This is a genomic window from Mesorhizobium sp. M8A.F.Ca.ET.207.01.1.1, from assembly GCF_004794715.1.
Classification (GTDB): domain Bacteria; phylum Pseudomonadota; class Alphaproteobacteria; order Rhizobiales; family Rhizobiaceae; genus Mesorhizobium.
The window spans coordinates 1-279 of sequence record NZ_SRUS01000597.1 but is presented as its reverse complement, the minus strand read 5'-3'; the positions used below and the strand labels follow the sequence as shown (position 1 = coordinate 279).

At 65.2% G+C, this 279-nt stretch carries 1 protein-coding gene; it reads left to right on the top strand.

Annotated features, from left to right (window positions below; genetic code table 11):
* On the top strand, positions 1 to 279 hold a 279-nt coding region (locus EN850_RS35995), incomplete at both ends, for a hypothetical protein (RefSeq protein ID WP_210238111.1).

The following is a 279-nucleotide window of genomic DNA, read 5'->3' as shown; positions in this document are numbered from 1 at the left end:
CGCTGGCCGCATTCCTGCAGGATTCGGGTTTCAATGGCCTGATCGGCGGCTTGAACGCCGGCCTGGCCCGTGCCGGCTTTGCGGCATTCACCTGGCCCACGGATGCCGCCACCTCGGCTTTCAGCCTGTTCAACGCCTGCGGCATCCTCTGCATGATCCTGGGCATCGGCCTGTCGCGACGGCTCGCCGACCGCTTCGGAAAGCGCGATGTCTTTGGCGGCGCGCTGTTCGTCTCGACGTTGTTCCTGCTCGCCTTCTACTTCTTCCCACCCACTGCGG